Source organism: Finegoldia sp. BIOML-A4, from assembly GCF_009679635.1.
GTDB lineage: Bacteria > Bacillota > Clostridia > Tissierellales > Peptoniphilaceae > Finegoldia > Finegoldia magna.
In genome coordinates, this window is record NZ_WKZC01000010.1 from 24929 (window position 1) to 45903 (window position 20975).

Sequence of the window (20975 nt, forward strand, 5' to 3'; positions counted from 1 at the left end):
AGAATGTATGAGAGAGTTTGATTATTCAAAATTATTAAATCTAAATATTCCTGCGAATATGTATGATTTGATATCAAAAATTTACGAATATAAAGGCAAACAGGAACTTTATGTGGCAAATTTTTCTGATGTACTTGAAAAGATGGTGGAGGTTGCGAAGATTCAGTCAACAAAATCTTCTAATGCAATCGAAGGAATTTCTACAAATGATAGTAGATTAGAAGAGTTAATGAAGAAAAAAAGTGAACCTAGAAATAGAAATGAAGAAGAAATATATGGATATAGGGAAGTGCTGGATATTATCCACGAAAATTATTCAGATATTGACTTTACGAAAAATAATATATTGACTCTTCATAGTAGGTTGTATTATTACTCTTCTGAAAGTCATAAAGGGAGTTCAAAACTATCGATAATAGCATTGTGGAAACAAATGCATTTGGAGAGAAAAAGATAAGGTTTCAGCCAGTGTCTGCATTTGAAACGGAAAATTATATCGATAAAATGATAAGTGCTTATGATGAAGCCGTAAAATTAAAAGTACCACCATTGTTATTAATTTCATCTGTGGTGCATGATTTTTTGTGCATTCACCCTTTTTATGATGGAAATGGTAGAATGTCAAGGCTTTTGACGCTTTTACTTTTATACAAAAATGGTTTCTTTGTAGGAAAATATATTTCCTTGGAAATGATAATTGAAGATACTAAGGACATGTATTATGAACAATTACAATCATCAAGCAAGAATTGGCATTCTGGAGAAAATAACGAGTTGCCATTTATAAAATATATGTTATCTGTTATTTACAAAGCGTATGTTGAGTGTGATGAGAGATTCAGACTTATCGGAGAAAAATCTTTGACATCTGCTGAGAGAGTTATGAAGATTTTCGAAAAAACGTTAAAACCATTGTCAAAATCTGATATTGTTATGCTTTGTCCAGATATTTCTCAAAGAACCATTGAAAGAGCCTTGAAAGAATTAAAAGACACACAATTAATTAAACAAATAGGTAGTGGAAGAGCAACTAAATATATTAAAGAGTGATACTAGCGAAAAATAAAAAAAGCTGTGAGACTATCTCACAGCTTATATTTTTATAATTAGCAGCAGCAAGAACCGCTGTTTCCATCACAATCACATTCATTTCCTGGGCCGTCACAACCATCGAACAAACCAAAGTGATTTGTTCTATCTCCAACGACATCGAAGTATTTTTTAAATCTAGTTTCTTCGATCATTGCGCAGCTATTTCCACACACTGCCATTGGCAAATCTTTATAGAATCTGTGGTGGTCATCTAGGTCGAAGTAGTGTTCGCTACCTAAAATACCTCCACGATAAGTTACGAATTGTCCGTATTGTTCGCATCTATCTTCTATAATTCCTGGTAATTTCACTGCTCTTACAGTTCTTGATGTGAAGTTCACATTGCCGACTAATTCTTCGATTTTTCTGTTTTCGATTGGTGCCTTTGTAATTTTAGTATATCTGAAATCTTCCCAGCCGATTTTATGCAATAATCTTCTGAAATCTTCTACATACATCGCACCGGCTAAACATTCACCACGTAATACAGGGTTTTGGTATATTTCATCAGAAACCCTTCTGTCAGCGAAAATGTCTGAGAAGTACAATTCTCCACCTTTTTTCAAAACTCTCCACACTTCTTTGAACACTTCTTCCTTGAATGGAGAAAGGTTGATAACGCAGTTACTGATTACAACATCTACAGATTCATCTTCTATTCCTATAGATTTCAAATCTTCGATGTAGCCTTTCTTAAACTCTACGTTTGATTTCTTGTAGCCAAATTTTTCAGCCATTTGGTCTTGATATTTTCTGGCAAAATCCAATTGATCATCTGTCATGTCGACGCCGATTACTTTTCCGTTTTCACCGACTAATTTAGAAGCGACATACACATCGACCCCTGTTCCACATCCCAAATCCAACACAGTACATCCTTCAAGTGCTGATGGAATTGGAGAGCCACAACCGTAAAATCTCTTCAAAAGTTCAGGATTAACCATTCCTCTTATTTTTTTGATATGAAGTGGCATACTATCCGAACAACTACAGATTTGAGTTTGCATTTTGCCTTCTTTTTCTGTAGTTATATTGCTGTAATATTCTGAAACTTGTTTTCTAATATCTTCCATAAATACCTCCTAATGTTATTCTAATATTATTATATCATTAATTGCAACCGCAACTATTTTTTGAGTTTTGCATTGGTTCGATTACTTTTGTAAAGAAAATCGCTGCAAGTCCTGCCCCGATTAGTGGAGCAAGTACATAAACTATGAATGCATCCATTGTGAATGCGATGTTTTTCCATCCAACAAAATACGCCACGATTCTTGGGCCGAAATCTCTCGCTGGATTAAGTCCTGCATCAGTCATAGGACCAATTGTACATATCAAAGCGGCAACTGTTAGACCGATAAATAATGGGAACAAATCGTCGCTTGGTCTACCAATGTTACAACCTTCAGTCATTGAGAAAATAATCATAACCAAAATGAAAACTCCTAGAGCTTCTGCGAAAGCCGCAACAGGCATACTGATTACGCCGTTTGCTGTGTTAGGGAATACTTCACACCAAATACTAGATGCAGGAGTTGCAACATCCATTGTTAAATTAGCTGCAGCTAAATTTTCTCTCACGGAATCAGCGAAAAATATCCAAAGCGCACTTGCAGCTAGAATAGCTCCAATGAATTGACCAAATATGTATACAGGGAAATTCTTCCATGAACATCTTTTTGAAATACACATTGCAAAAGTAACCGCTGGGTTGAAGTGCGCACAAGACAAGTTTCTAGTAGCGTAAATCGCAATAGCGATTGCAAGACCCCACACGATACCAACTTGGAATGGACCTGTGTGAGCTTGGAACAATGTAGCTGTGGCTACAGAGCCAATTCCCAAAAAGCACATCAAAAATGTACCGATAATCTCTCCTGTAAATCCTTGAATGAGGCTTTCTTTCGTCACGACTTCGCAGCAACAATTGTTATCTTCTGAACTCATTAGTTCACCTCCAGAAACTATTTAACGATAAACATTATCGTGATTTAATTATAAATTATAAAAGATAACTAGTCAACGAAATTGAAAAACTTTTCATTTTAAAAGTGGTTAGTGCAAAGAAAATAATATGATATTATATAAAAAAGGAATGTGATTATGAAAACTGACAAAATGATTTTAAGAAAATTTACAATAAATGATGCAGACAAAATGTATGAAAACTGGGCAAGTGACAGCAGAGTTACGAAGTTTTTGACGTGGACGCCTCACACATCAATCCACCAAACTGAAAGTATAATTAAACAATGGATAAATGATGACAAGAATGTGTACTTTGCGATTTGCAACACTAACAATGAAAACATTGGTTGTATATCTGCTAGTTTAATCAAAGAAAATCCGAAGACTTACGCTATCGGTTACTGCTTGGCATACGATTATTGGTCACAGGGAATAATGACTGAGTCTTTGAAACTCATGCTAAAATATTTATTTGAAGAAAAAACGGCTGTTAGAGTAGAAGCGACTCATGACAGGAGAAACTCTGCAAGTGGAAAAGTAATGATGAACGCAAATATGAAATACGAAGGATGTCTTAGAAAATCAGCCACAAACAACCAAGGCGTCGCAGATTTTTGTATGTATTCTATGATTGATGAAGACTATGAATGTGATTTTGTGATTCCTGAATACGATGAGATGAATTTCAGGAAAGAACTGTTGGCGGATGAAAAGACGATGAGTTTCAATGAAAAATACGGCGGATCTATTGATTTCTCAGAAGACAAATGGCAAAGTTGGTATGACAAGTGGATAAACTCTGACGACAGATTTTACTATTACATTTTGGGTCATAACAAGCCTGTCGGAGAATGTTGTATATATAAGGAAGATGATAGGTGGATTTGCAGTCTAATTGTAAAAGATGAATACAGAAACAATGGCTACGGAAAAAGAGCGTTGATGTTTTTGATTGATTTGGCAAAAAAATTAGACATAGATGAACTATACGATAATATTGGTATCAGCAATCCTTCGTTGAATTTGTTTTTGAAATGTGGATTTGAAGTTATATATACTAATGAAGAGTATTCAATTGTAAGAATCATCCTTTCTAACTTGTATTAATTTTTCGCTAGTAGTATGATGTAATATATAATTTTATTTTAGATTGAACGATAGAATGGATGATTAGATGAAGAATAAGAATTTTTACAAAAGAGCAATACAGGTGGCGTGGCCGTCGGTGTTGGAGAGCTTTTTCATAGCGCTTGCGGGAATTATCGACACTTACATGGTGTCTTCGATTGGAAGCTCTGCGGTTGCGGCTGTAGGTCTTACAACACAACCCAAATTCATAGCACTAGCGATATTCTTCTCCATAAATATCGCTACGTCAGCTTTAGTTGCCAGACGTCTTGGAGAAGAGGACAAAGAAGGAGCGAACAGAATACTTGTCACAGCGATTATCATGGGACTTGTGCTAACGGTTGTTATAAGCGCTGTGATGGTGTATTTTTCGGATAGCATTCTGAGACTTGCCGGAAGTAACTCAGACACGCATACTGATGCGCTGAATTATTTCAGAATAATCATGGGAGGAATGATTTTCTCCGTGGTGAGTATGACGATAAATGCAGCACAAAGGGGAAGTGGCAACACTAGAATTGCATTTACAACTAACTTGGTGTCAAGTATTGTCAATATATTTTTTAATTACTGCTTGATAGGTGGTAATTTTGGTTTTCCCAAAATGGAAGTTTCTGGAGCGGCACTTGCGACAGTGCTTGGAACAGTCGTAAGTAGCATTATGTGCATCAGATCGCTTTACAGAAAAGATGGTTTCGTACAAATCAAATACATTTTCAAGAAGAAAATCAAGCCAACAGTTGAAGTATTCACAAGTATCGTAAAACTTGGAACCAATTTGTTCGTAGAAAATATAGCCATGAGAATCGGATTCTTGACAACAGCGTTGATGGCAGCAGGACTTGGAACAGACACATTTGCAGCACACAACGTAGGAATGAATCTTCTAAGTATTTGTTTTTCGTTCGCAGATGGGATGCAAGTTGCAGCAGTCGTTCTAACGGGATCAAGCCTTGGCGCTGGCAAGAAAGAAAACGCCAAGATTTACGGCAAAGTCTGCCAACGAATAGGACTTATGATATCTCTTGTACTATCTTTGATATTGTTGTTATTTGGAAAAGGAATATTCCATTTGTTCTTCGACAAACTCTCCATCATAGAAACAGGAGAAATCATCGCAAGATTCATCACAGTAATAGTCCTTCTACAAATCTCACAAATCATCTACGGAGGATGTTTGAGATCAGCAGGTGATGTAAAATACACATTAATCTCTTCAATCATAAGTGTAACAATCATAAGGACAGTAGTAACATACATCCTTGTATCTGTGTTTGAAATGGGAATCGTGGGAATATGGCTAGGAATCTTCTCCGACCAATTCTCCAGATACATGTTCAATTCAATCAGATTTAGACAAGGTAAATGGGTTAACATTAAAATATAAAAAATCGTCTCGTTTTGATATGTACCATCCTTACTGGATGACCCGGTAAAGATGGCACACATCATTTTGAGACGATTTTTTTAATACTCATGTTTGAAAGCATATGCAATATATTTAACGCCAGATATTGTCAAATACATTCCAATTAAAAATACAACCGTAAAAGATGCTCTTAAAGGATTGTACAACATCATAATTCCAAGAATTAAAGTAATAATATTAATTATGATATTAAGATGGTAAAGTCCACCTGGAACAAACCTTAGATATCTTCCGAAACTAATATCGTTGATTGAATCGATAATAAACCAAATCGAGAACACATACGGAATGATCAATACAGCAGATTCGACATTAAAAAGAAGAATGAGGCCAAGTATTATATCTATTATGCTTATCCAAAAGAATAATTTTATGTTCAGTCTTGTAAAATCTTTTATCTTTTTATAAATTAAAACTCCGCCTACGCCTTTAACAATTGCAATTATTCCAAAATAAATCACCAGACTCGCTAAGCTGGCATATGGATTTTTAAAAGCTATGAATGAAACTATAATAAAACAAATACCTGTAATAAGAGAAATCCAATCAACTGATTTCTTTTCTTCTACCATACTAACACCTCCTTAAATTGTTGATATACTTTATATACCCAGATTTAAAGAATATTATTCACTAAATATTAAGAAAATTATTAACAACACTTTGTTGAAAGTTAAAACGAAAATTGTTGGATGAAAATTTGTCGCAAGTTAAAACGAAAAATGTTACCGAAAATTACTGACGACACTTCTTAGCAATAAAAACAAAAATAGTTTTAGCTAAGAATATCATTCGTAAAAAATAATCACAAATTCTAGCGAAGTGAACCGTGAAAAAATCTCACTCGTGCCAGAGCGAAGCTCGCACTTGAGATTTTAGGTTCACAAGCTTTGAATTTGTTTATTTTTGGAGACAGATATTCGTGCTAAATTATTTTTGTTTTTTGAAATGCGTTCAGCAAGAATATAACTTTTACTCCCCGCCCTTTTATTATATAATAATGAAGGAAACAAATTTTTCGTAAAAATATTGAAATTTTACAAAAAAACTTCAAAAAGGTGTTGACATTGTTGTATAGACAATGTATAATACCAGTTGTGCCTAAAGTTAGTAAGCGTAGAAGTGGAAGGTTGCTCGGGAAACGTGATTAATCTTCCGAGGTAATTTTCACCGAGAAGTCCTACACGATTAGGGCGATGGGTTAAACTTTTTAAAAAAGTTTTTTAAATTTTAGGTCACTGTACACCCGGGAGGGTGTATGAACATAACCCAGCAAGACGCTTCTTCAAAAATATAGAGGAGGTGCCTAAATGGCAAATCAAAAAATCAGAATCAGACTAAGAGCTTATGATCACGAATTAATCGATCAATCAGCTCAAAAAATCGTTGAGGCAGCTAAGAGAACTGACGTTAAAGTTTCAGGTCCTATTCCGTTGCCAACAGAAAAAGAAGTTATTACAATCTTAAGAGCTGTTCATAAGTACAAAGACTCAAGAGAACAGTTCGAACAAAGAACACATAAGAGATTAATCGATATCATTAATCCTAACGCAAAGACATTGGAAGCACTTAAAAAGCTTAACCTTCCTGCCGGCGTAGATATCGAAATTAAACTTTAATCTTAGTATGATTGTAAAGCAATCCGCTGTAAGTAAATTTTAATGTGGATATCACACTATAGGAGGTGTACTCAATGAAGAGTATTTTAGGTAAAAAAATCGGAATGACTCAAATCTTCAATGAAGATGGTAGTGTTGTTCCAGTAACTGTCATTGAAGCGGGTCCAATGGTTGTTACACAAATCAAAACTAAAGAAAAAGAAGGATATAACGCAATTCAAGTTGGTTACATCGAAAAGAAAGAAAAACATGTAAACCAACCAATGAGAGGTCATTTTGGCAAAGCAGGCGTTTCATTCAAGAAACACTTACAAGAGTTCAAAATAGGTGATGACGAACAATTCAACCTTGGGGATGAAATCAAATTAGATATTTTCCAAGACGGAGATGTTGTAGACGTTATCGGTATTTCAAAAGGTAAAGGAACTCAAGGTTCAATAGTTAGACACAACTATTCAAGAGGACCTATGGGACACGGCTCTAAATCACACAGAGTTGCAGGTGCAAGAAGTGCGGGATCTTATCCAGCAAGAGTATTCAAAGGACGTAAAGGTTCAGGAAAGATGGGCCATGACCGTGTAACTGTTCAAAACTTGAAAATTGTTAAAGTTGACAATGAAAGAAACTTACTTCTTATTAAGGGAGCTGTTCCAGGAAATAAAGGTGGAGTAGTTACTGTTAGAGAAGCTATTAAGTCAAAATAGGAAGGAGGATGAAACATGCCTAAAGTTCAAATTTTAAACCAACAAGGAGAAAATGTTGGAGAATTAGAATTAAATGAAGCCATTTTCGGCGTTGATGTTAATGAGCACGTTGTTTACGAAGTAGTTAGAAATCAACTTGCTAATAAAAGACAAGGCACACAATCTGCTAAAACTCGTAGTGAGGTAAGAGGTGGAGGAAAGAAGCCTTGGAGACAAAAAGGTACAGGTAGAGCAAGACAAGGATCTATCAGATCTCCACAATGGAGAGGTGGTGGGGTAGTATTCGCTCCAAAACCTAGAGATTACAGCTACGCTGTTCCTAAGAAAGTTAGAAGACTTGCAATCAAATCAGTATTAACTGACAAAGTTAATGACAATGAAATGATCGTTTTAGATAAATTAAGCTTAGATGCTATTAGCACTAAAAAAGCTGTTGAAGTATTAAAGAATATTAAAGCAGACAAGAAAGCTTTAGTAGTTGTTGATAAAAATGATGATACACTTTACAGATCATTTAGAAACATTGAAAATGTAGCTATTTGTGAAGCTAGATTAATCAATGTATATGATTGTTTGAAATACAACTCATTAGTTATTACAACTGATGCTGTTAAAATTCTTGAGGAGGTGTTTCAATAATGAAATCACCATATGATATTATTTTGAAACCAATTATTTCTGAAGATTCTATGGAAAAAATGGAAGAAAAGAAATATGTATTCAAAGTAGATAAAAATGCGAATAAAATAGAAATCAGAAACGCTATCGAAAAGATTTTTGATGTTAAAGTAAAATCTGTTAACACTATGAACGTTAAAGGAAAAGTTAAGAGAATGGGCGCTCACAGTGGTAAGAGATCTGATTGGAAGAAAGCTATAGTTGCATTAACAGAAGATTCAAAAGAAATTGAATTTTTCGAAGGAATGTAATTAAGGGGGTAAAAACATGGCAATAAAAAAATATAAACCGACTTCTGCCGGTGTACGTGGTATGAGTGTTTTATCATTTGATGAAATCACAAAAACTACTCCTGAAAAATCATTAACTGTTAGCTTAAACAAATCTGGCGGAAGAAACTCTTATGGTAGAGTAACTACTCGTCACAGAGGCGGCGGAGCTAAGAGAAAATATAGAATTATAGATTTTAAAAGAAACAAAGATGGTATTAAAGCTGTTGTTAAATCAATCGAATACGATCCAAACAGAACAGCAAACATCGCTTTGTTACAATACGAAGATGGTGAAAAGAGATACATCATCCAACCACAAGGTTTAAAAGTTGGAGATGTAGTTGAAAGTGGTGCGGATGTAGATATTATCCCTGGTAATGCTCTTCCATTAAGAAGCATTCCAGTTGGTACTACAGTTCACAACATTGAAATGAAAGTTGGCAAAGGAGCTCAATTAGTTAGAACAGCTGGTGCTGAAGCACAACTTATGGCTAAAGAAGGCAAATTTGCACAATTAAGATTACCATCAGGAGAATATAGATTAATTCACCTTGACTGCAGAGCTACTGTAGGACAAGTTGGAAATATCTCTCACGAATTGGTTACAATTGGTAAGGCTGGACGTAACAGACACTTAGGTAAGAGACCTTACGTAAGAGGTTCAGCAATGAACCCAGTAGATCACCCTCACGGTGGTGGTGAAGGTAGAGCACCAATCGGTAGACCAGCTCCTTCAACTCCATGGGGTAAACCAGCACTTGGACTTAAGACTCGTAAGAAAAACAAAAAGTCTAATAAGTACATTGTAAGAAGAAGAAAGAAATAACGGAGGGATAGAATGAGTAGATCACTTAAAAAAGGACCTTTCTGCGATGAACACTTAATGAAGAAAGTGGAAGAACTTAACAAAAACGATGAAAAGAAGATTATTAAAACTTGGTCTCGTCGTTCTACAATATTCCCTAACTTCGTAGGTCACACAATTGCAGTTCACGATGGAAGAAAGCATGTACCTGTTTATATTACTGACGATATGGTTGGTCATAAATTAGGAGAATTTGTTCCTACAAGAACATACAAAGGTCACATTAAAAACGAAAAAACGAGTAAGGTTCGTAATTAATATAAGGAGGTATGACAATGCAAGCTAAAGCTATAGCGAAATATGTACGTATTTCTCCTCTAAAAGTTAACTTTATATGCAAAGAAATTAGAGGTAAACAAGTTGATGAAGCCCTTGCTATATTGAAATTCACTCCTAAAAAAGGTGCTAGAATTTTAGAAAAAGTGCTAAATTCAGCAATTGCAAACGCAGAACACAATTTTGGATTAAACAGAGAAGATCTTTTTGTATCACAAGCATACGCTAATAATGCTCCAGTAATGAAAAGATGGAGACCAAAAGCTAAAGGAATGGCTTATCCAATCCTTAAAAGATCAAGTCATGTTGGCGTAGTTGTAGAAGAAAGAGAATTATAAGGAGGAGTCTGATGGGTCAAAAAGTTAATCCTAAAGGATTAAGAGTTGGTGTTATCAAAGACTGGGATTCAAGATGGTTTGCAGATAAAAAAGATTTTAGTGATTATTTAGTAGAAGATCACAAAATTCGTGAACTAATCAAGAAAGAATCTTTCAGCGCTGGTATTAGCAGTATAGCCATCGAAAGAGCATCAAACAAAATTAAAGTAACTATCAACACAGCTAAACCTGGTATGGTTATTGGCCGTCAAGGTGCTGGCGTTGAAGAATTAAAAAATAAATTAGAAAAATTAACAGGTAAGAAATTAATCATAAATGTAGAAGAAATTAAGTTCCAAGACTTAGATGCACAATTAGTTGCAGAAAACATCGCAAGTCAATTAGAAAGACGTATTTCTTTCAGACGTGCAATGAAACAAACAATGCAAAGAAGCATGAGGGCAGGAGCTTTGGGTATTAAGACTATGGTTTCTGGTAGACTTGGTGGGGCTGATATGGCAAGAAGCGAAGGATACAGCGAAGGAACTATTCCTCTTCAAACTCTAAGAGCTGCAATCGACTATGGATTTGCAGAAGCAGACACAACTTATGGTAAGCTTGGTGTTAAAGTTTGGTTATACAAAGGTGAAATGTTACCTGGTATGACAGAAGAAGATTTACCTGTTTACAAAAACAAAAAGAACGACAAAAACAGAAAAAGAAGAAACAATAACAGAAAAGGTAAATCCCAAGCAGCTAAAAACTAATTCGAGAGGAGGAAATATTCTATGTTAATGCCTAAAAGAGTAAAATACCGTAGAGTTCACAGAGGCAGAATGAAAGGTAAAGCATTAAAAGGCAATACTTTAACTTACGGTGATTATGGTATACAAGCGTTAGGTTCTTGTTGGTTAACAGCTAATCAAATAGAAGCAGCACGTCGTGCTATGACAAGATATATAAAAAGAGGCGGTAACATCTGGATTAAAGTTTTCCCAGATAAGCCAGTGTCAAAGAAGCCTATCGGTATTCGTATGGGTTCAGGTAAAGGAGCTCCAGAATATTGGGTAGCAGTAATTAAACCAGGTAGAGTATTATTTGAAATGGCAGGTGTTCCTGAAGAAGTAGCACGTGAAGCTATGAGACTTGCTCAACACAAACTACCTATCAAAACTAAATTTATAGCTCGTGAAGAGTTCGGAGAAAAGGACGGTGAAGCTGATGAAAACTAAAGAAATTCGTAATCTATCAGATCAAGATTTACAAAAACAATTAGAACAATCTAAAAGTGAATTGTTTAATCTACGTTTTCAATTAGCTACTGGGCAATTAGAAAACCCTATGATGATAGGACTTGTAAAAAAAGATATAGCTCGCATTAAGACTATTATTAGAGAACGTGAGCTAAACATTGGTAAGGAGGCTTAACAATTATGGAAAGAAATATGAGAAAAACCATAGTTGGTATAGTTGTTTCAGATAAAATGGATAAGTCAATTGTTGTAGAAGTTAAGACACTTGTCAAAGATCCTAAATACGGTAAACAATTAAGAAAAACAACTAAATTTAAAGCACACGATGAAGAAAACATTGCTGGTATCGGCGATAAAGTTAAAATAATGGAAACAAGACCTCTTTCTAAGACAAAGAACTGGAGACTTGTAGAAGTTATAGAAAAAGCTAAGTAATTCTTATTACGAAAGGAGAATTTTATGATTCAACAAGAAAGTCGTTTGAGAGTTGCAGATAACTCTGGTGCAAAAGAACTACTAGTAATAAGAGTTTTAGGTGGTACTAAAAGAAAGTACGCAGCTATCGGAGACATCGTAGTTTGCTCAGTTAAATCTGCACAACCGGGCGGTATGGTTAAAAAAGGTGATGTAGTAAAAGCTGTTATCGTAAGAACAACTAAACCATTGGGAAGAGCTGATGGAAGTTACATCAGATTTGACGATAACGCAGCTGTAATTATAAAAGATGATAAAAATCCAGTGGGAACAAGAATTTTTGGTTCAGTAACTCGTGAATTGAGAGCCAATAACTTCATGAAAATAATCTCATTGGCACCTGAAGTATTATAATTGGAGGTGTAAAGAGATATGAAGATTAAAAATGGAGATACTGTAATAGTTATTTCTGGTAAGGACAAAGGAAAGACTGGAAATGTTATTGAAGTATTAGCCAAACAAAATAAAGTGGTAGTAGAAGGAGTTAACATAGTTACTAAACACCAAAAAGCTAACGGACGTGGTGTTGAAAGTGGACTAATCAAAAAGGAAGCTCCTATTGATGTTTCAAACGTAATGTATTATGATGCTAAAAACAAGAAAGGCACAAGATTAGGTTACAAGTTTGAAGACGGTAAGAAAGTTAGATTTATGAAGTCTAACAACGAAACTATTAAGTAACATAAGGAGGGTATAAACTTGACTTCCAGATTAAAAGAAAAATATACAAATGAAGTTGTTCCTTTCTTGGTTGAACGTTTCAAATATGAAAACATCATGCAAGTTCCAAGATTGGAAAAAATCGTGCTTAACATGGGTTTAGGTTCTTCAAAAGAAAATCCTAAAGCTATCGAAAGCGCAGTTAAAGAATTAGAAACAATTACAGGACAACACCCAATTGTAACAAAAGCAAGAAAATCTATCGCTAACTTCAAACTTAGAGAAGGAATGAATGTTGGTGTTAAAGTTACATTACGTGGTGAAAAAATGTATGATTTCTTAGATAAATTTATGAACATTTCTCTTCCACGTGTAAGAGACTTTAGAGGTATTTCTTCTAAATCATTCGATGGTAGAGGAAACTATGCTGTAGGTATCAAAGAACAATTAATATTCCCTGAAATTGAATACGATATGGTAGATCAAATTAGAGGTATGGATATTGTGGTCGTTACTACTGCAAACACTGACGAAGAAGCTAAGGAATTATTAGACAAAATGGGAATGCCATTTAAGAAATAAGGAGGAGTTTTAGTGGCTAAAAAATCAATGATCGCAAAACAAAAAAGACCTGCAAAGTTTAGCACAAGAGAATATAACAGATGCAAAATTTGTGGTAGACCTCACGGATATTTAAAGAAATATGGCATCTGCCGTATATGCTTTAGAGAATTGGCTTATAAAGGCGAAATCCCTGGCGTAAGAAAAGCAAGCTGGTAAGAAAGGAAGGAGGAAGCTTTTATGATGACTGATCCTATAGCAGATATGCTAACAAGAATAAGAAACGCAGTTAATGCGAAACATAAAGTTGTTGAAGTTCCTGCATCTAATATCAAAAAATCAATAGCACAAATTTTATTAGATGAAGGATTTATCGATGGTTTCAATGTTACTGATGATGGTAAACAAGGAATCATTACAATAGATTTAAAATATGGTCCTAACGAAGAAAAAGTAATTTCAGGTATCAAGAGAATATCTAAACCTGGACTTCGTGTCTATGCCAGAGCAAATGAAGTTCCTAAGGTTTTAGGCGGACTTGGTATTGCTATTGTCTCTACATCAAAAGGCCTTGTAACTGATAAAGTTGCTAGAAAAGAAGGTATTGGTGGAGAAGTAATTTGTTACGTATGGTAACACAAACATTATAAGGAGGTTTGACCATGTCAAGAATTGGATTAAAACCAATTGAAATTCCTAATGGCGTTGAAGTAAAAATAACTGAAGACAATTTGTGTACTGTAAAGGGACCAAAAGGTGAATTAGTTCAACAAATGCCAAAGGAAATGATTATCAAAATAGAAGATAATACAATCACAGTTTCAAGACCTTCAGACATTAAAAGACACAAATCACTTCATGGTTTAACAAGAACTCTTGTTTTTAACATGATTGAAGGTGTTACTGAAGGATATAAGAAAACTTTAATTATAGAAGGTACTGGTTACAGAGCAGCAAAACAAGGTAAAAAATTAGTGTTAAACTTGGGATATTCACACACAATTGAAAAAGAAGATCCAGAAGGAATCACAGTTGAAGTACCAGAACAACACACAATAATTGTAAGTGGTAACGACAAACAACAAGTTGGTAACTACTCTGCAAAAATCAGAGACCTAAGAGGACCTGAACCATACAAAGGTAAAGGTATCAGATATGAAAATGAACATATTAGACGTAAAGTCGGTAAAACAGGTAAGTAAGAAAGGAGTAAGGTATGTTTAAGAAAATTGATAAAAACGCAAATAGAGTTAAAAGACATTTACGTATTCGTAAGAACCTTACAGGAACTTCTGAAAAACCAAGATTATGCGTATTCAAGTCTAATACTAACATCTATGCACAATTAATCGATGATGTTAACCACAACACATTAGTAGCTGCATCAACATTAGATAAAGATTACAAAGGCGAATCAAAATCTAACATGGAAGCTGCAAAACTTGTTGGTGAATTAATCGGTAAGAAAGCTATCGACAAAGGCATTGAACAATGCGTATTTGACAGATCTGGATATTTATATCACGGAAAAGTTAAAGAATTAGCTGAAGGTGCTAGAAGCGCCGGACTTAAATTTTAGTGCAAGGGAGGTATTTAGTATTGGAACTTTTAAATAAAGAAATAGAAGGTTTAGAATTAGAAGAAAGAGTTGTAAATATTAACCGTGTAGCTAAGGTTGTTAAGGGTGGTAGAAACTTTAGATTCGCAGCCCTTGTAGTAGTTGGAGATAAAAACGGACACGTTGGTGTTGGTATTGGTAAAGCACAAGAAGTACCAGAAGCTATCAGAAAAGCAAGCCAAGACGCTAAAAAACACATCTTCACAGTTCCTATCGTAAACACAACTATTCCTCACCAAGTAACAGGAATATTTGGTGCTGGTAGAGTATTATTGAAACCAGCTGGAGAAGGTACTGGAGTTATCGCCGGCGGCCCTGTTCGTGCGGTATGTGAATTAGCAGGTATCAAAGACGTTCGTTCTAAATCATTGGGAACATCAAACCCTCAAAACATTGTTAATGCAACTGTAGAAGGACTTAAATCACTTAAGACAGCTGAACAAGTAGCTAAATTAAGAGGAAAGTCTGTAGAAGAAATTTTAAAATAAGGAGGGCTTTTAAGTGAGTAAATTAAAGATCACTCTTAAAAAGAGCAAAATCGGTAGAATTGAAAAACACATTAGAACTTGTGAAGCCCTTGGACTTCATAAAATCGGACAATCAGTAATCAAAGAAGACAATGATGCAATTCGTGGAATGATTAGACACATTGCATTCATGGTTGACGTAGAAGAAGTTAAGTAGGAGGTGTTATAGTGAAATTACACAACTTAAGACCTGCTAAAGGTGGAGAAGTAAAAGCAAGAAAAAGAGTTGGTAGAGGTTACGGTTCAGGATTAGGACACAATGCTGGACGTGGTAGAGACGGACAAAACTCAAGATCAGGCGGAGGCGTAAGACCAGGATTTGAAGGGGGTCAAATGCCTTTATTCAGAAGACTTCCTAAGAGAGGCTTCAAAAACCACTTCGCAAAACAATACGCTGAAATCAACATCAGAGACTTAAATTGTTTTGAAGATGGAGATGAAATAACACCAGAAATCCTAGCAAACGCAGGATTCTTTAAGCCAGTTAAGGCAAAAGACGGCGTTAAGATTTTAGGTGACGGAGAATTAACTAAGAAATTAACTATAAAAGCTAATAAATTTACTAAATCAGCTGAAGAAAAAATTACAAAAGCCGGAGGAAAGGTAGAGGTGATTTAAGATGCTTAAAACCTTAAAAGACGCATGGAAGGTTTTAGACATTCGTAAAAGAATCGGCTTTACTCTACTAATGGTTGTAGTTTTTAGATTAGGTAATGCAATACCGGTTCCTTTTATGGATAAGGCCATTATCAAACAAATAATGAGCGGTCAAGAAGGCGGAATAGTTTCTTTATTGAACCTATTAAGTGGGGGATCATTGAGACAAATGAGCATATTCGCTCTTTCGATATACCCTTACATTACCGCTTCAATCATTCTTCAACTTTTAACAGTAGCATTTCCTAGATTGGGAGAGCTTACTCGTGAAGGTGAAGAAGGAAAGAAGAGAATGGGTAAATACACTAAAATCTGTAGTATAATTTTGGCATTCATTCAAGGATATGCTACAGTTAATGGTTTATTTAACAGAGCAATCGTAGACAAAAGCTTTTTAACAGGATTTGTTATACTAATAAGCTTGGTAGCAGGATCAATGTTTCTAGTATGGCTAGGAGAAATGATTACTGAAAGAGGTATCGGTAACGGAATTTCAATCTTGATTTTCTTAGGTATCATTTCAAATATGCCAAGACAAATCGGTACAATGATTTATCAATCTAGACAAGGAATGTTATCTTGGTGGAAAATATTACTTTTTGTACTAATAGCGATTATAATATTAGTAGTAGTGGTATTAATTAACCAAGGTGAAAGAAGAATTCCTGTACAATACGCTAAAAGAGTAGTAGGAAGAAAAATGTATGGTGGTCAATCAACTCATATTCCAATCAAAGTTAATATGGGTGGTGTAATGCCAGTAATCTTTGCATCAGCAATATTACAATTACCACAAACAATAGCATTATTATTCGGCAAAGACATGCCAGGATGGTTAGCCCACATATTCACAGTACAAACAACATCAGGGTTAGTAATCTTCTCAATAGTAAACATGTTATTGATTATAATATTCGCATTCTTCTACTCAGCAATTCAGTTTAATACTGTTGAATACGCTAAAAACTTGCAACAATATGGCGGATTCATTATGGGAATTAGACCTGGTAAACCAACAGGTATGTATCTAAAGAAAATTTCTGATAGAGTAACATTTATAGGCGCAATCATATTAGCGTTAGTAGCATCAGCACCAATGCTAATATCAAAAGCTATAGGAATACAAATCCTATTCGGTGGTACATCAATCATCATCGTAGTAGGGGTAGTATTAGATACTGTAAAACAAATGGAAAGTATGCTAACTATGAAACACTATAAAGGATTTTTGAAATAAGGAGTTTATAATGAGATTAATATTATTAGGACCTCCGGGAGCAGGTAAAGGAACTCAAGCTAAAAGAGTAATTGAAGAATTTGATATTCCTCATATTTCAACAGGAGATATTTTCAGAAAAAATATCAAAGAAAAGACAGAACTAGGTCAAAAAGTTGAAGGCTTACTTGCAGAAGGAAAACTTGTACCTGATGAATTAACAATAGAAATAGTTTGGGACAGATTAGATCAAGAAGATTGCAAAAATGGCTTCTTACTTGACGGATTCCCAAGAACAATCCCTCAAGCCGAAGCTCTTGATGAAGGACTAGCTAAAAGAGGATTGAAACTAGACCGCGTATTAAACATAGACGTTGACAAAGATTCTCTTGTAAAAAGACTTTCAGGAAGACGTGTATGTCCAAACTGTGGTGCAAGCTATCACATTGACAACAACCCTCCAAAAGTTGAAGGAATTTGTGATGTATGCCAAACTCCAGTAATCCAAAGAGAAGATGACAAAGAACAAACTGTATTAGACAGAATCAAAGTTTACGATTCACAAACTAAACCTTTAGTAGACTTCTACAACAAACAAGATTTAGTATTCACAGTTGACGGAACTCTTCCAATAGATGAAATCACTAATAAGTTAGTAACAGAATTAAAAAAAGGTTAGAATTAATGAGCCAATACAACAAACTTGAAACAGGACAAGTTGTTTTAAGTACTTGTGGTCGTGATGTGGGCAAACTACAAATGGTTTTGGAAATTCTTGACGATTCTTATGTATTGGTAGTAGATGGAAAACAACGTAAAATCGAAAAACCAAAGAAAAAGAAGATAAAACATCTTCAAAAATACAACAAAAAGTTGCAATTAGAGAATTTAACAGATAAGAAACTAAGATATATGTTAAACAATTTAAAAAAGGAGGATCAAGACAAGGATGTCCAAAGAAGTTATTGAATTAGAAGGAACAGTAGTAGATGCTCTTCCTAATACGGTATTTAAGGTAGAACTTCAAAATGGCCATGTAATAACAGCTCATATTTCAGGCAAATTAAGAATGAATTATATAAGAATTCTTCCAGGAGACAAAGTAACGGTTGAACTATCACCATACGATTTGGATCGTGGAAGAATAACATGGAGAAAGAAATAAACGGAGGTTAAGCAATGAAAGTAAGACCATCAGTTAAAAAAATGTGCGAAAAGTGCAAGATTATAAAAAGAAAAGGTCGTGTTATGGTTATTTGCGATAACCCTAAACACAAACAAAGACAAGGTTAGTAGGAGGTATAAATGGCAAGAATTCAAGGTGTCGACTTACCAAATGACAAACGTGTAGAAATTGGACTAACTGCAATTTATGGAATAGGTAGACAATCATCAAATAAAATCTTAGCTAAATTAGGAATCAATCCTGACACAAGAGTAAAAGATTTAACAGAATCTGAATTATCTGATATCAGAAATGAATTAGACAACTATCTTACTGAAGGGGATTTACGTCGTGATGTAGCAATGAACATCAAAAGATTAAAAGAAATCAACTGCTACAGAGGATCAAGACACAAAAAAGGCCTTCCAGTAAGAGGACAACATACAAAGAACAACGCAAGAACTCGTAAGGGTCCTAGAAAACAAGCATAGAGAGGGGGAAATTAATTGGCACTAAAAACTAAAGGCGCAAAACGTAACGTTCGCGGTAAAAAAAGAGTAAAAAAGAATATTGAAAAAGGTCAAGCACACATTTCTTCTACATTCAACAACACTATGGTATGTTTAACTGACCTTAACGGTAACGTATTAAGCTGGGCTTCTGCTGGACAATTAGGATTCAGAGGATCTAGAAAATCAACTCCATACGCTGCACAACAAGCTGCTGAAGAAGCTGCTAAAAAAGCAATGGAACACGGATTAAAAACTGTTGAAGTTTATGTAAAAGGACCAGGTTCAGGAAGAGAATCTGCAATTAGAAGTTTGCAAGCTTCTGGACTTGAAGTTAGCTCTATTAAAGATGTAACTCCAATCCCTCACAACGGTTGTAGACCACCAAAGAAGAGAAGAGTATAACACATAGGCTTAATTCAGGATTTCCTGATGGGACTTGTCGAAGGAGGCTGTATTTATGACTGAACAATTAGATACTAAAATAAAAATCGTTGAATTAGATGAACAAAATAATTACGGTAAATTTGTCATAATGCCACTGGAAAGGGGATATGGAACTACTCTAGGAAACTCTCTCAGAAGAGTTTTATTATCATCATTACCAGGAGCTGCTATATCAAAGATAAATATCCAAGGTGTAGCTCATGAAATGTCTACGATTAAAGGTGTCAAAGAAGACGTACCTGAAATAATTTTGAATTTAAAAGGTATCGCTGTAAAGAAATACAATGAAGAACCTATATCATTAAATGTAGACATAAAAGGTCCATGTGTTCTAACAGCTAAGGATATTTTAGTTGATACTGATTTGGAAGTTAAAAACCCAGATCACTACATTGCAACACTAAATGAAGACGCTTCATTAGAAATGCAAATCACAGTTATCAACGGAAAAGGCTACAAAATATCTGAATTTAACAAAACAGATGAAGATATTATAGGAGATATCGCCATTGACTCACTGTTTAGCCCTGTGAAAAAGGTTAATTTCACAGTAGATAATGCCAGAGTTGGCCAAGTAATTGATTACGATAAGCTTACGATAGAAGTGTGGACTAATGGAACAATTAGACCACAAGATGCCTTAAGTGAAGGAAGCAACATCCTAATCAATTGCCTGGAATTATTCAGTGAATTACCTAACTACGAGTGTAATACAAACAGTGACGACGAAGACAATCAAAAAGATAAAGAAACTCAAATGGGCATCAATATCGAAGAATTAGATTTCTCATTAAGATCATTCAACTGTTTGAAAAGAGCTAATATCAATACTGTAGGAGATATCGTATCTCATACAAAAGCAGAAATGATGAAGATAAAGAACTTTGGTAAAAAATCCTTAGACGAAGTTGAAGAAAAACTTCAAGAAATGGGCCTTGCATTTAAAGAAGAAATAAAAGACGAATAAAGGAGGATAGACATTGGCTAACTTAAGAAAATTAGGTAGAAGAACTGATCACAGAACAGCAATGTTAAGAAACCTAGTTCAATCATTGTTCGAAAATGGAAAAATCGAAACAACAGTTACTCGTGCAAAAGAAGTTAGAAGAGAAGCTGAAAAGATGATTACACTTGGTAAAAAAGGTGATTTGAGCTCTAGAAGAGAAGCTCTTAAATATATATACAAAAAAGACGTTGTAAACACATTGTTTGAAGAAATCGCACCAGTTTATGCTGACAGACAAGGTGGATACACTAGAATCTTAAAATTAGGACCTCGTAGAGGAGACGGTTCTGAAATGTGTATACTTGAATTAGTAGATTACACAAAAAAAGAATCCTCAGAAGAAAAAGAAACAGTGAAAGCTGACAAATAGAAAATAACTAAGCATTTGCTTAGTTATTTTTTTTATGGTATGACGGGCATATTCTAATGCTGGGGTGAAAATTCCTACAGAGCGTAGTTACCGACGAATCTAATAGTGACTTGCAAGTTTTAGATGGTGACATCTAGGAGAGAAGAACGGGTAGCGAAATCGTG

The 20975-nt window shown here is 34.8% G+C and carries 37 protein-coding genes; 34 read left to right on the forward strand and 3 right to left on the reverse strand.

Going from position 1 to position 20975, the window contains the following annotated elements; genetic code table 11:
* The first annotated feature begins 7 nt into the window (after window positions 1-7).
* Both GKG01_RS09185 and GKG01_RS09190 read left to right on the forward strand, forming a co-directional pair.
* A complete protein-coding gene (locus GKG01_RS09185; protein ID WP_241684727.1) occupies window positions 8-457 on the forward strand; it encodes a hypothetical protein in 450 nt (149 codons plus the stop codon).
* Window positions 424-1050, forward strand: coding sequence for a Fic family protein (locus GKG01_RS09190; protein WP_347233099.1), 627 nt, complete (start codon window positions 424-426; stop codon window positions 1048-1050). Before GKG01_RS09185 ends, GKG01_RS09190 begins: the two co-directional genes overlap by 34 nt.
* 56 nt (window positions 1051-1106) lie before the next feature.
* Here GKG01_RS09190 and GKG01_RS07485 read toward each other — a convergent pair whose 3' ends face one another.
* A complete protein-coding gene (locus GKG01_RS07485; RefSeq protein ID WP_094206697.1) occupies window positions 1107-2165 on the reverse strand; it encodes a methyltransferase domain-containing protein in 1059 nt (352 codons plus the stop codon).
* A gap of 37 nt (window positions 2166-2202) precedes the next feature.
* Window positions 2203-3039 (reverse strand): MIP/aquaporin family protein, encoded by an 837-nt coding sequence (locus GKG01_RS07490; RefSeq protein WP_154271256.1) that lies wholly within the window; start codon window positions 3037-3039, stop codon window positions 2203-2205.
* A 156-nt stretch (window positions 3040-3195) separates the two neighbouring features.
* Between GKG01_RS07490 and GKG01_RS07495 the strand changes: the two genes are divergently transcribed.
* Both GKG01_RS07495 and GKG01_RS07500 read left to right on the forward strand, forming a co-directional pair.
* On the forward strand, window positions 3196-4167 hold the full coding sequence (locus GKG01_RS07495) for a GNAT family N-acetyltransferase (RefSeq protein WP_154271258.1): 972 nt from the start codon (window positions 3196-3198) through the stop codon (window positions 4165-4167).
* A 67-nt stretch (window positions 4168-4234) separates the two neighbouring features.
* Window positions 4235-5575 carry an MATE family efflux transporter gene (locus tag GKG01_RS07500; RefSeq protein WP_154271260.1) on the forward strand — a complete coding sequence of 447 codons (1341 nt, stop codon included), beginning with the start codon at window positions 4235-4237 and terminating at the stop codon, window positions 5573-5575.
* An 80-nt stretch (window positions 5576-5655) separates the two neighbouring features.
* On the opposite strand, the gene GKG01_RS07505 is transcribed toward GKG01_RS07500, so the two are convergent.
* Entirely contained in the window at window positions 5656-6189 is a 534-nt protein-coding gene (locus GKG01_RS07505) for a DUF308 domain-containing protein (RefSeq protein ID WP_002840199.1), read from the reverse strand.
* A 738-nt stretch (window positions 6190-6927) separates the two neighbouring features.
* Between GKG01_RS07505 and rpsJ the strand changes: the two genes are divergently transcribed.
* The 30 genes from rpsJ to rplQ all read left to right on the forward strand — a co-directional run bounded on the left by rpsJ (window position 6928) and on the right by rplQ (window position 20811).
* Window positions 6928-7236, forward strand: a complete 309-nt coding sequence (gene rpsJ, locus GKG01_RS07510; RefSeq protein ID WP_002836107.1) for a 30S ribosomal protein S10 — start codon at window positions 6928-6930, stop codon at window positions 7234-7236.
* Window positions 7237-7310: 74 nt separating this feature from the next.
* Window positions 7311-7940: a 50S ribosomal protein L3 gene (rplC, locus tag GKG01_RS07515; protein WP_094209379.1), complete on the forward strand. Its 630-nt coding sequence runs from the start codon at window positions 7311-7313 to the stop codon at window positions 7938-7940.
* Window positions 7941-7955: 15 nt separating this feature from the next.
* Window positions 7956-8579 (forward strand): 50S ribosomal protein L4, encoded by a 624-nt coding sequence (gene rplD, locus GKG01_RS07520; protein ID WP_002836109.1) that lies wholly within the window; start codon window positions 7956-7958, stop codon window positions 8577-8579.
* Complete coding sequence (rplW, locus tag GKG01_RS07525) at window positions 8579-8869, forward strand: 50S ribosomal protein L23 (RefSeq protein ID WP_154254991.1); 291 nt, start codon at window positions 8579-8581, stop codon at window positions 8867-8869. The genes rplD and rplW overlap by 1 nt, the downstream gene beginning before the upstream one ends.
* A 16-nt stretch (window positions 8870-8885) precedes the next feature.
* The gene (rplB, locus tag GKG01_RS07530; protein ID WP_094203270.1) at window positions 8886-9716 is read left to right on the forward strand and encodes a 50S ribosomal protein L2; all 831 of its coding nucleotides are present in this window, start codon (window positions 8886-8888) and stop codon (window positions 9714-9716) included.
* A 12-nt stretch (window positions 9717-9728) separates the two neighbouring features.
* Complete coding sequence (rpsS, locus tag GKG01_RS07535; protein WP_002836113.1) at window positions 9729-10013, forward strand: 30S ribosomal protein S19; 285 nt, start codon at window positions 9729-9731, stop codon at window positions 10011-10013.
* Between the two features lie 17 nt (window positions 10014-10030).
* The gene (rplV, locus tag GKG01_RS07540) at window positions 10031-10369 is read left to right on the forward strand and encodes a 50S ribosomal protein L22 (RefSeq protein ID WP_002836114.1); all 339 of its coding nucleotides are present in this window, start codon (window positions 10031-10033) and stop codon (window positions 10367-10369) included.
* Window positions 10370-10380: 11 nt separating this feature from the next.
* Window positions 10381-11115: a 30S ribosomal protein S3 gene (rpsC, locus tag GKG01_RS07545; RefSeq protein WP_094205164.1), complete on the forward strand. Its 735-nt coding sequence runs from the start codon at window positions 10381-10383 to the stop codon at window positions 11113-11115.
* A 21-nt stretch (window positions 11116-11136) separates the two neighbouring features.
* Window positions 11137-11580 (forward strand): 50S ribosomal protein L16, encoded by a 444-nt coding sequence (rplP, locus tag GKG01_RS07550; protein WP_094209381.1) that lies wholly within the window; start codon window positions 11137-11139, stop codon window positions 11578-11580.
* Entirely contained in the window at window positions 11570-11776 is a 207-nt protein-coding gene (rpmC, locus tag GKG01_RS07555) for a 50S ribosomal protein L29 (protein WP_002836118.1), read from the forward strand. The genes rplP and rpmC overlap by 11 nt, the downstream gene beginning before the upstream one ends.
* Window positions 11777-11781: 5 nt before the next feature.
* A complete protein-coding gene (gene rpsQ, locus GKG01_RS07560; RefSeq protein ID WP_002836119.1) occupies window positions 11782-12036 on the forward strand; it encodes a 30S ribosomal protein S17 in 255 nt (84 codons plus the stop codon).
* Window positions 12037-12060: 24 nt separating this feature from the next.
* A complete protein-coding gene (gene rplN, locus GKG01_RS07565; RefSeq protein WP_002836120.1) occupies window positions 12061-12429 on the forward strand; it encodes a 50S ribosomal protein L14 in 369 nt (122 codons plus the stop codon).
* Between the two features lie 18 nt (window positions 12430-12447).
* The gene (gene rplX, locus GKG01_RS07570; RefSeq protein WP_002841124.1) at window positions 12448-12756 is read left to right on the forward strand and encodes a 50S ribosomal protein L24; all 309 of its coding nucleotides are present in this window, start codon (window positions 12448-12450) and stop codon (window positions 12754-12756) included.
* Between the two features lie 18 nt (window positions 12757-12774).
* A complete protein-coding gene (gene rplE / locus GKG01_RS07575; protein ID WP_002836122.1) occupies window positions 12775-13317 on the forward strand; it encodes a 50S ribosomal protein L5 in 543 nt (180 codons plus the stop codon).
* Between the two features lie 12 nt (window positions 13318-13329).
* Window positions 13330-13515: a type Z 30S ribosomal protein S14 gene (locus GKG01_RS07580; RefSeq protein ID WP_002836123.1), complete on the forward strand. Its 186-nt coding sequence runs from the start codon at window positions 13330-13332 to the stop codon at window positions 13513-13515.
* Window positions 13516-13536: 21 nt separating this feature from the next.
* Entirely contained in the window at window positions 13537-13932 is a 396-nt protein-coding gene (gene rpsH / locus GKG01_RS07585; protein ID WP_002836125.1) for a 30S ribosomal protein S8, read from the forward strand.
* Between the two features lie 26 nt (window positions 13933-13958).
* Window positions 13959-14498: a 50S ribosomal protein L6 gene (gene rplF / locus GKG01_RS07590; protein ID WP_094205165.1), complete on the forward strand. Its 540-nt coding sequence runs from the start codon at window positions 13959-13961 to the stop codon at window positions 14496-14498.
* Between the two features lie 14 nt (window positions 14499-14512).
* Window positions 14513-14875 (forward strand): 50S ribosomal protein L18, encoded by a 363-nt coding sequence (rplR, locus tag GKG01_RS07595; RefSeq protein WP_094203273.1) that lies wholly within the window; start codon window positions 14513-14515, stop codon window positions 14873-14875.
* Window positions 14876-14895: 20 nt separating this feature from the next.
* Entirely contained in the window at window positions 14896-15402 is a 507-nt protein-coding gene (rpsE, locus tag GKG01_RS07600; RefSeq protein WP_002837356.1) for a 30S ribosomal protein S5, read from the forward strand.
* A gap of 13 nt (window positions 15403-15415) precedes the next feature.
* Window positions 15416-15598 carry a 50S ribosomal protein L30 gene (rpmD, locus tag GKG01_RS07605; RefSeq protein WP_002836132.1) on the forward strand — a complete coding sequence of 61 codons (183 nt, stop codon included), beginning with the start codon at window positions 15416-15418 and terminating at the stop codon, window positions 15596-15598.
* Between the two features lie 11 nt (window positions 15599-15609).
* Entirely contained in the window at window positions 15610-16059 is a 450-nt protein-coding gene (rplO, locus tag GKG01_RS07610; protein ID WP_002836133.1) for a 50S ribosomal protein L15, read from the forward strand.
* Between the two features lies 1 nt (window position 16060).
* Window positions 16061-17335 (forward strand): preprotein translocase subunit SecY, encoded by a 1275-nt coding sequence (gene secY / locus GKG01_RS07615; RefSeq protein WP_002836134.1) that lies wholly within the window; start codon window positions 16061-16063, stop codon window positions 17333-17335.
* A gap of 10 nt (window positions 17336-17345) precedes the next feature.
* Window positions 17346-17993 (forward strand): adenylate kinase, encoded by a 648-nt coding sequence (locus GKG01_RS07620; protein WP_002841116.1) that lies wholly within the window; start codon window positions 17346-17348, stop codon window positions 17991-17993.
* Window positions 17994-17998: 5 nt separating this feature from the next.
* On the forward strand, window positions 17999-18283 hold the full coding sequence (locus GKG01_RS07625; protein WP_002841110.1) for a KOW domain-containing RNA-binding protein: 285 nt from the start codon (window positions 17999-18001) through the stop codon (window positions 18281-18283).
* On the forward strand, window positions 18264-18479 hold the full coding sequence (gene infA, locus GKG01_RS07630; RefSeq protein ID WP_002836137.1) for a translation initiation factor IF-1: 216 nt from the start codon (window positions 18264-18266) through the stop codon (window positions 18477-18479). Before GKG01_RS07625 ends, infA begins: the two co-directional genes overlap by 20 nt.
* Before the next feature lie 14 nt (window positions 18480-18493).
* Complete coding sequence (gene rpmJ, locus GKG01_RS07635; RefSeq protein WP_002836138.1) at window positions 18494-18607, forward strand: 50S ribosomal protein L36; 114 nt, start codon at window positions 18494-18496, stop codon at window positions 18605-18607.
* A 12-nt stretch (window positions 18608-18619) separates the two neighbouring features.
* Window positions 18620-18970, forward strand: a complete 351-nt coding sequence (gene rpsM / locus GKG01_RS07640; protein WP_002841105.1) for a 30S ribosomal protein S13 — start codon at window positions 18620-18622, stop codon at window positions 18968-18970.
* A 15-nt stretch (window positions 18971-18985) separates the two neighbouring features.
* Window positions 18986-19393: a 30S ribosomal protein S11 gene (rpsK, locus tag GKG01_RS07645; protein ID WP_002836140.1), complete on the forward strand. Its 408-nt coding sequence runs from the start codon at window positions 18986-18988 to the stop codon at window positions 19391-19393.
* 55 nt (window positions 19394-19448) lie between these two features.
* Entirely contained in the window at window positions 19449-20402 is a 954-nt protein-coding gene (locus tag GKG01_RS07650) for a DNA-directed RNA polymerase subunit alpha (RefSeq protein ID WP_094205167.1), read from the forward strand.
* Window positions 20403-20415: 13 nt separating this feature from the next.
* Window positions 20416-20811, forward strand: a complete 396-nt coding sequence (gene rplQ, locus GKG01_RS07655) for a 50S ribosomal protein L17 (protein ID WP_094206707.1) — start codon at window positions 20416-20418, stop codon at window positions 20809-20811.
* The last annotated feature ends 164 nt before the right edge of the window (window positions 20812-20975 follow it).

Bases quoted from the DNA above. Each gene is read 5' to 3' on its own strand.
- rpmC (WP_002836118.1), top strand. From the start codon at position 11,570: ATGAAAACTAAAGAAATTCGTAATCTATCAGATCAAGATTTACAAAAA.
- rplR (WP_094203273.1), top strand. From the start codon at position 14,513: ATGTTTAAGAAAATTGATAAAAACGCAAATAGAGTTAAAAGACATTTA.
- GKG01_RS07485 (WP_094206697.1), bottom strand. From the start codon at position 2,165: ATGGAAGATATTAGAAAACAAGTTTCAGAATATTACAGCAATATAACT.
- GKG01_RS07490 (WP_154271256.1), bottom strand. From the start codon at position 3,039: ATGAGTTCAGAAGATAACAATTGTTGCTGCGAAGTCGTGACGAAAGAA.
- rpsJ (WP_002836107.1), top strand. From the start codon at position 6,928: ATGGCAAATCAAAAAATCAGAATCAGACTAAGAGCTTATGATCACGAA.
- rpsM (WP_002841105.1), top strand. From the start codon at position 18,620: ATGGCAAGAATTCAAGGTGTCGACTTACCAAATGACAAACGTGTAGAA.
- rpmJ (WP_002836138.1), top strand. From the start codon at position 18,494: ATGAAAGTAAGACCATCAGTTAAAAAAATGTGCGAAAAGTGCAAGATT.
- GKG01_RS09185 (WP_241684727.1), top strand. From the start codon at position 8: ATGAGAGAGTTTGATTATTCAAAATTATTAAATCTAAATATTCCTGCG.
- GKG01_RS07495 (WP_154271258.1), top strand. From the start codon at position 3,196: ATGAAAACTGACAAAATGATTTTAAGAAAATTTACAATAAATGATGCA.
- infA (WP_002836137.1), top strand. From the start codon at position 18,264: ATGTCCAAAGAAGTTATTGAATTAGAAGGAACAGTAGTAGATGCTCTT.
- rpsS (WP_002836113.1), top strand. From the start codon at position 9,729: ATGAGTAGATCACTTAAAAAAGGACCTTTCTGCGATGAACACTTAATG.
- GKG01_RS07625 (WP_002841110.1), top strand. From the start codon at position 17,999: ATGAGCCAATACAACAAACTTGAAACAGGACAAGTTGTTTTAAGTACT.
- rplF (WP_094205165.1), top strand. From the start codon at position 13,959: ATGTCAAGAATTGGATTAAAACCAATTGAAATTCCTAATGGCGTTGAA.
- rplV (WP_002836114.1), top strand. From the start codon at position 10,031: ATGCAAGCTAAAGCTATAGCGAAATATGTACGTATTTCTCCTCTAAAA.
- rplC (WP_094209379.1), top strand. From the start codon at position 7,311: ATGAAGAGTATTTTAGGTAAAAAAATCGGAATGACTCAAATCTTCAAT.
- rplW (WP_154254991.1), top strand. From the start codon at position 8,579: ATGAAATCACCATATGATATTATTTTGAAACCAATTATTTCTGAAGAT.
- rplD (WP_002836109.1), top strand. From the start codon at position 7,956: ATGCCTAAAGTTCAAATTTTAAACCAACAAGGAGAAAATGTTGGAGAA.
- GKG01_RS07500 (WP_154271260.1), top strand. From the start codon at position 4,235: ATGAAGAATAAGAATTTTTACAAAAGAGCAATACAGGTGGCGTGGCCG.
- rplN (WP_002836120.1), top strand. From the start codon at position 12,061: ATGATTCAACAAGAAAGTCGTTTGAGAGTTGCAGATAACTCTGGTGCA.
- secY (WP_002836134.1), top strand. From the start codon at position 16,061: ATGCTTAAAACCTTAAAAGACGCATGGAAGGTTTTAGACATTCGTAAA.
- GKG01_RS07620 (WP_002841116.1), top strand. From the start codon at position 17,346: ATGAGATTAATATTATTAGGACCTCCGGGAGCAGGTAAAGGAACTCAA.
- rpsC (WP_094205164.1), top strand. From the start codon at position 10,381: ATGGGTCAAAAAGTTAATCCTAAAGGATTAAGAGTTGGTGTTATCAAA.
- rplP (WP_094209381.1), top strand. From the start codon at position 11,137: ATGTTAATGCCTAAAAGAGTAAAATACCGTAGAGTTCACAGAGGCAGA.
- rpsQ (WP_002836119.1), top strand. From the start codon at position 11,782: ATGGAAAGAAATATGAGAAAAACCATAGTTGGTATAGTTGTTTCAGAT.
- rplX (WP_002841124.1), top strand. From the start codon at position 12,448: ATGAAGATTAAAAATGGAGATACTGTAATAGTTATTTCTGGTAAGGAC.
- rpsH (WP_002836125.1), top strand. From the start codon at position 13,537: ATGATGACTGATCCTATAGCAGATATGCTAACAAGAATAAGAAACGCA.
- GKG01_RS07505 (WP_002840199.1), bottom strand. From the start codon at position 6,189: ATGGTAGAAGAAAAGAAATCAGTTGATTGGATTTCTCTTATTACAGGT.
- rplB (WP_094203270.1), top strand. From the start codon at position 8,886: ATGGCAATAAAAAAATATAAACCGACTTCTGCCGGTGTACGTGGTATG.
- GKG01_RS07650 (WP_094205167.1), top strand. From the start codon at position 19,449: ATGACTGAACAATTAGATACTAAAATAAAAATCGTTGAATTAGATGAA.